The sequence below is a fragment of the Fulvivirga sp. genome, assembly GCF_040220315.1.
Classification (GTDB): domain Bacteria; phylum Bacteroidota; class Bacteroidia; order Cytophagales; family Cyclobacteriaceae; genus Fulvivirga.
This window is the reverse complement of the sequence record NZ_JAVJUY010000093.1, coordinates 1-7,232: the sequence shown is the minus strand read 5'-3', so window position 1 is coordinate 7,232 and position 7,232 is coordinate 1. Positions and strand designations below refer to the sequence as shown.

At 34.9% G+C, this 7,232-nt stretch carries 3 protein-coding genes; all 3 read left to right on the top strand.

The window, feature by feature from the left end:
• A partial coding sequence (locus RLO81_RS04220; RefSeq protein WP_350107690.1) for an FG-GAP-like repeat-containing protein occupies positions 1-1,453 on the top strand: 1,453 nt, incomplete at its 5' end.
• Positions 1,454-1,468: 15 nt separating this feature from the next.
• Positions 1,469-3,502, top strand: a complete 2,034-nt coding sequence (locus RLO81_RS04215; RefSeq protein ID WP_350107687.1) for an FG-GAP-like repeat-containing protein — start codon at positions 1,469-1,471, stop codon at positions 3,500-3,502.
• 265 nt (positions 3,503-3,767) lie between these two features.
• The coding region (locus RLO81_RS04210) for a PKD domain-containing protein (protein ID WP_350107685.1) at positions 3,768-7,232 on the top strand (3,465 nt) is incomplete at its 3' end.

Below are 7,232 nucleotides of genomic sequence, written 5' to 3'. Positions count from 1 at the left end.
CCCTAATTATTTATATATAAATGATGGAACGGGTGCATACCTGGAAAGTGCACAGAATTATGGTGTTGATGATGTTGGCTGTGGTTTGGCAATAGCTACCACAGATATAAACAACGATGGTATTATGGATATTTATATTGCCAATGATTTTGGCGAATGGATAGTGCCCAATACTGCATATATAAATAATTTTCCCAATAAGAATTTTACTAATGTATCATTACCAATGAATTTAAATGTTGGTGTATATGGTATGGGTATAGCAGTTGGTGATATTGATAATGATCTTGACAATGATTTTTATATCACAAATTTGGGCAGAAACGTTTTATTGAAGAATAATTCTCTGGACGGTTATCAAGATGTTTCTTCCATTTCAAATGTTGAAAATGATTTTAACAATCAAGGACAGCGCCTGACAAGTTGGGGTGCTTTATTTCTGGATATGGATAACGATAGTGATTTGGATTTGTTTGTGTCTAATGGTTATGTCCCAGCCGCACCTTTTTTAAATGTTGCACTAAGTGATCCTAATAAGTTTTTCATAAATGATGGCGATGGCGTATTTACAGACATATCTTCTGATAATCAAGAGTCTTCTGAATTTTTTAATCGAGGTGCAATATATGGAGACTATGATAATGATGGGGATTTAGATATATTTACTGTTTCCGTAGATGGTAGGGTGAATAGCTCTTCCCATTCCTTATTTTACACAAATCAGCTTTCTAATTCCAAAAACTGGATTGAAATTCTTCTTGAAGGCGAAGAAATTAATAGGGATGCCTTAGGATCCAAAGTTACAGTATATAGTGATCAAGGGATTTTTATGAGAGAAAATTATGGAGGGGGAACATTTGGCTCTCAAAATTCTAAGATTCTACATTTTGGTTTAAATAATTCTTCTTCCATAGAAAAAGTGGTTGTAAGGTGGAGCCATAACAACACCCAAATATTTACAAATTTACCTCTTAACCAAAGAATTTATTTAAAAGAAAATAACAATAATTTTAAAATTGTGGGCTGTATGGATACATCTAATCCATACTATAATAAGTTGGCCACTTACAATATGGGTTGTTTTGTGGAGAGTAAATTTGGATGTACAGATTTAGATGCGATTAATTATAACCCAAATGCTATTTATGATGACGGAGATTGTATGTATAACGTAACAGTTTCAAACGAAGCGGATAGTGAGTTATCGGATAACATTTTCGCATACCCTAATACATTCAACAATGAACTATTTGTAAGTTTTCTTGAACTGGACAAACACTATGATATTTGCATTTATGATATGAAAGGGGATGTAATTTATACTATAGAATCTAATGGTAAAAAGTCAATTAGAATTGACACTTCTGATTACCGAAGTGGGGTTTATATTCTCAGAATAAATAGTCAAGAAAACGCAAAGCCATCTAGAATCATCAAATTGATAAAAAATTAAGAATATAATATTAAAATGAAATATATCATTGTATTCATAACATTTATTAGCATTAAATCAATCGGTTTTGCACAATTAAAAGAAGTAAGTTTTGAAGTTGGAATTGAACATCTTCACAATACACCAATAGAAATGGGAGGCGGTATTGTATGGTTTGATTACAACAATGATGGGTTTATTGATTTGTACATTACTGATGCAGCTTATCATGACAAATTATTTGAAAATTTCGGTGATGGTACTTTTTTTGATGTATCAGCAAAAAGCAATATTCAAAAGTTAACTAAAGATTATTATTCGTTTGGTGTGGTTGCAGGAGATATAAATAATGACGGTTGTGATGATCTTTTTATTCCCACATATAACAAAGATGAACATAACTTACTTTTATTAAATAATTGTGATGGAACATTCTCTGATATCTCTGAAAGCGCTGGAATAATAGACAAATCAGGAAGTTCAGGAGCTGTTTTTATTGATTTTAATATGGATGGTTTGCTTGATATATATGTTTTAAACTACATCGACAACTTTCAATTTATAAAGGATGAAAATGACATTATAATTGATATTGACAGATCATGTCTCCCCAACTTTTTTTATGTAAATCAGGGAAATAATGTGTTTGTAGAACAAGCTGAATTATATGAAATTGATGACCTAGGGTGTGGTTTGGCAGCATTGGCCACTGATTATGATAATGATGGAGATCAAGATATTTACGTTGTCAATGATCATGGCATGTTTGTAGTCCCTAATACCATGTTTAGAAATAATTTTCCTGATGATAGTTTTACTAATGTATCAGAAAATGTTGGATTAGATGCAGCTATGTATGGAATGGGTATAGCTGTAGGTGATTATAATGGAAACGGAATTGAAAGTTATTATATGTCTAATATTGGTAATAATATAATGCTCAGCAGTGATGATGGGATAAGCTATTTTGACAATGCTTCTGAGCTGGCTATAGAAAATGGCTATTATGAAAATGATACAAGCGTAACTAGCTGGGGCACTTTTTTTATAGATTATGACAATGACACCGATTTAGACTTATTTGTGATTAATGGCTACATACCTACCGGGTATTTCGGAATTACCACCACGTTGAATGATAAGAACAAAATGTTTAAAAATGAGGGCAATGGAACATTTGTCGATGTTTCTTTGGAGTATGGAATAGATAACGCATGGATTGGTCGTGGAGGTGCTTATGCAGATTATGACCGCAATGGAACTTTGGACTTTTTTATTGTAAACACCAGCTCAGAAAATATTGGCCATTCCTTATTTTACAAAAATGATTTTACTGACAACAACTGGGTCGAGTTTAATCTTGAGGGCAGTGAGTATATCAATAGAAATGCATTTGGGAGTTTTGTAACGGTTTACTCAGGTGAGACTACGATGAGGCGAGAAGTGTCAAGTGGCGGATCTCATGCCTCTCAACATTCTCTGATTTTGCATTACGGATTAGCGTCTAATGATAATATAGATTCTGTGAAAGTTAATTGGCCAAATGGTGAGATCGACCGTTTTTATAATGTGCTCCCGAACAATATTTATTATTTAAAAAAAGATTCGCATATTTTAGAAATTGAGGGCTGCACAGATCCTGAGTCACTCAACTATAATCCAAATGCTACGCGTTCAACAGCTTGTCTAAAGACCAAAGTTATTGGATGTACTGATCCAGCAGCAACTAATTTTAACGTAGCGGCCAATTTTGACGATGGAAGCTGCAACTACAAAAAGGAGGATCAGGTAGTTGTAAGTACAATTGATGAGCATATTGAAAAAATTGACCTTCATCCGAATCCGATTGATGATTATTTAAGCATTAAAGATGCATCTCAGCACATTAGACCAAAATCAATATTTATTCACAACACTAAAGGCGAAATTATTTACGAAAATGAGTCATGGACAACAGATCAAATTATAATTAATACCTCACAATTCACTAGTGGATTATTTGTTATTAAAGTTTTGGACTTGTCTATAAATCAATTTATATATTCTGGTAAGATTTTGAAATTGAATTAATGGCTCTAGATGCTATCAATAAAGTGGGTAATGCTATGTTGATATAATGTGTCAAACTTTAAAAAAAACTCAAATTTTAATTTTTTACTGAGTTGACTTAATCAATGTTTTCCTTTTTTGAGCAATAATTGATCAGTGTTGTAATTATCATAAGATATAATTATACGATTTTAAATTTTTACTATCAGCCGGTCTCAACTTTTATGCAATCTTATTGGGAACTCCGTTTCTCACTGTTTAATTTAGAGGATTAACTTTATACATAATGAAAATAAAATATACCACCGCAATTCTTTTCTTATTAATTGGATCAGTTGTTTATTTTGCAACTGATCATTCAGATAACAACATTGTAGAACGTAACCACTATGAGGAGCAGTTAGAGAAGCTTCAATCATTAAGAGAAAAAGGAATTACAAATTTTGAGTCACTTCCTAAGAGAGACAGACCAGATTTGGCATATATCCAGGATTTTGAAATGACGATGGATCCTAAATTAGGTTATCCACCTGTTCAAAGACAACTTAAAGCATTTAACGAAGTGCAAACCATTTTATCAAGAAAAAAAGATGAAATGGCAGCAATTGCAGGAGTTCAATGGGTAGAACGTGGCCCAAACAATGTAGCCGGACGAACAAGATCATTAATGTTTGACCCCAACGATGCTGAGAGTAAAAAAGTTTGGGCTGGTGCGATAGGTGGTGGTCTATGGTATAACAATGATATTACCGACCCTACTGGGATGTGGACCGCAGTAGATGATTTAATGGCAAATTTGGCCATAAGTACGTTGACATATGATCCAATTAACACTGATGTTTTTTATATGGGTACAGGTTTAGGGTATACAAGTGATATTCAAGGATTAGGTATTTGGAAAACAGAAGACGGTGGTGACACATGGAATCAATTGGCCAGCACAGATAATAGCAGCTTTTATTTTGTTCAAAAGATAAAAGTTACAGATCAATCTACTGTAATAGCATCGACCTTAGAAGGAATTTACAGATCTGTAGATGGTGGTAATAATTGGGATAGGGTAATAGACGGCAGGTTTGGTGACATTGAAATTGCATCTAATGGAATGATAATTGCAACACAAGGTGTAAATTCTAGTGGTGCAATATTCAAGTCAACGGATGATGGATTGAATTGGACTAACATAACGCCTCCGGGTGTATCCTCTACGAGAATTGAGACTGCAATAGCACCTTCAAATCCCAATGTTATTTATGCGGTAGCCGATGGTGCAGCGGGTAATCAGGACGTTTCTTGGTTTAAAAAATCATCTGATGCAGGTGCTAATTGGGAGGATTTAACAATTCCCTTATACTTAGAACAAGACTGCTCAGTTGGCACAAGTCATTTTACACGCGGGCAAGCATTTTTTGATTTAATATTAGCCGTACATCCGAATAATGCTTCTATAGTAATAGCTGGAGGTATAGATTTGCATAAATCATCTGATGGCGGAATGAGCTGGCAGCCCGTATCTTATTGGACTGGATCTTTTTGTGATGATTATGTTCATGCCGATCAGCATGAGATTACATTTAGACCAGGTTACCCTAATGAAGCAATTTTTGGTAGCGATGGTGGAGTATCTTATTCTGCCAATGTTGGAAATTCCAATAATCCTGAGTTTGATGATAGAAACAATGGATATAATGTAACTACATTCTATTCCGTTGCTATGGAAAACGAAGTTGGTTCTAATTACCTTCTAGCTGGAGCACAGGACAATGGTACGCAACGATTTAATAGAGCAGGTGTAGGTTCAACAACGGAAGCCACTGGTGGTGATGGTGGATTTTGTTTTATAGATCAGGATGATTCGAACTATCAGATAACAAGTTTTGTATTTAATTCTTATAGATGGTCTTCAGACGGAGGTAAAACATTTACTTCAATTTCAGACGATCAAAATAGAGGCAGATTTATTAATCCATCAGAATATGATAGCGAAACTGATATCCTATATGGAGCAGGGGGTGTTGATGAGCTTACTCGAATAACCAATATTTCATCAGATCCATCTTCTTTGCAAGCAATTGATCTTGATCTTTCAGGAAGGCAAATTACAACAATTAAGGCTTCGCCTTATACTTCAAATAGACTCTTCGTTGGTGTAAGAGTTAATGGTGGAGAGGGTCTTATCTTTTTAATTGATAATGCTAATTCAGATACACCTGACATAACAGAAATTACAGGAAATTTTGAAGATGATCCAGGAGGTTGGGTCTCTAGTATTGACGTTGGCGCATCTGACGATCAATTACTTGTCACTTTCTCTAACTATGGGGTATCATCTGTTTATGAAACTACAAATGGAGGAAATGATTGGGTTAATAAGGAAGATAATTTACCTGACATACCTGTAAGATGGGGTATTTATAATCCTCAAAATTATGATGAAGTAATGTTAGCAACTGAAATAGGAGTTTGGTCAACAAATTCATTTTCTGGAACTCCTGGTTGGGAACCTACTAATTCTGGTTTAGCAAACGTAAGATGCGATATGTTAAAGTACAGGGAATCAGATGGTATTGTTTCTGTTGCTACATATGGACGTGGCGTGTTTACAACAAACATTTTTGCCAAAGAAGCCAACGCGGACTTTCAAACTGAACAAATAGTTGCTTACGAAGGCGTCCCTGTGCAATTTTTCGATCACTCTTTACTGCCAAATGATGATTGGTCATGGGATTTCGGAGATGGAAATCTTTCTAGTGATCAAAATCCTTCTCATGCATACAATGCACCTGGACAATATACAGTTTCTTTGTCGGTTGACGGAGGAGCAAGTATCGAAGAAAAAGTTAATTACGTAACTGTCTTACCTTTAAAATCCACCCCATATCTTTTGGCTGATGGGGGCGATTTTGAATCTAACCCTGATGATTTTACATCAAAATCTTTACTAAACGGGATTAATCATTGGGAAAGAGGTACTCCAGGTAACAGATTAACAACTGTTAATTCTGGGGCGAACACTTGGAAAACCGGGCTAACAACTGACATCGTGGACGAAGGGTTTGACTATGCATGTGCTCTTTATACACCTGCATTTGATATGTCAGATAATACAAAAGAATATAAATTATCCTTTTATAAGAGTATGGAAAACGGCTATTGTAACTTGCCTCATGCTTTGCAAGTGCAATATAGTATAGATGGAGGTGTTAATTGGTTTACACTAGGTACATCTCAAGGGGAGTTAGAAGGTACTAACTGGTATAACCGAGGTGATAATACAGGATGTTCAATTGAGCAATCTGTGTTCTTCAATAAAGTCGGTTGGAACGCTACAAGATTAACAACCAACAACGGAGCAACCGATAATACAGTTGATAATGAAATTACACAATATCTATTAAATAATTTGGCTGGTCAGCCGAACGTTTCTTTCAGATTTGTAAGCTCAGTAAATACAGGTTCTGGCAATGACAATGAGGGTAGTGTATATGACAGAGATGGCTTCATGATTGATGATTTTGAGATAATTGTATCAGAAGCAAGTGCAGAATTTACTGCAAATCAAACCATTGTATCTATAGACCAACAAGTACAATTTTCTTACTTATCTAATGGGGCACAATCTTTTGCATGGGACTTTGGCGATGGCACCACGTCAGATGTAGAGAATCCGACCCACTCATATAGCAACCCTGGTATTTATACTGTTAGTTTGGAAATAGTGAACAATGTGGAGACATTGGTGAATACTAAA

What these genes read in the sequence shown, in the direction of transcription:
- RLO81_RS04215 (WP_350107687.1), top strand. Translation starts at nt 1,469, where the DNA reads ATGAAATATATCATTGTATTCATAACATTTATTAGCATTAAATCAATC.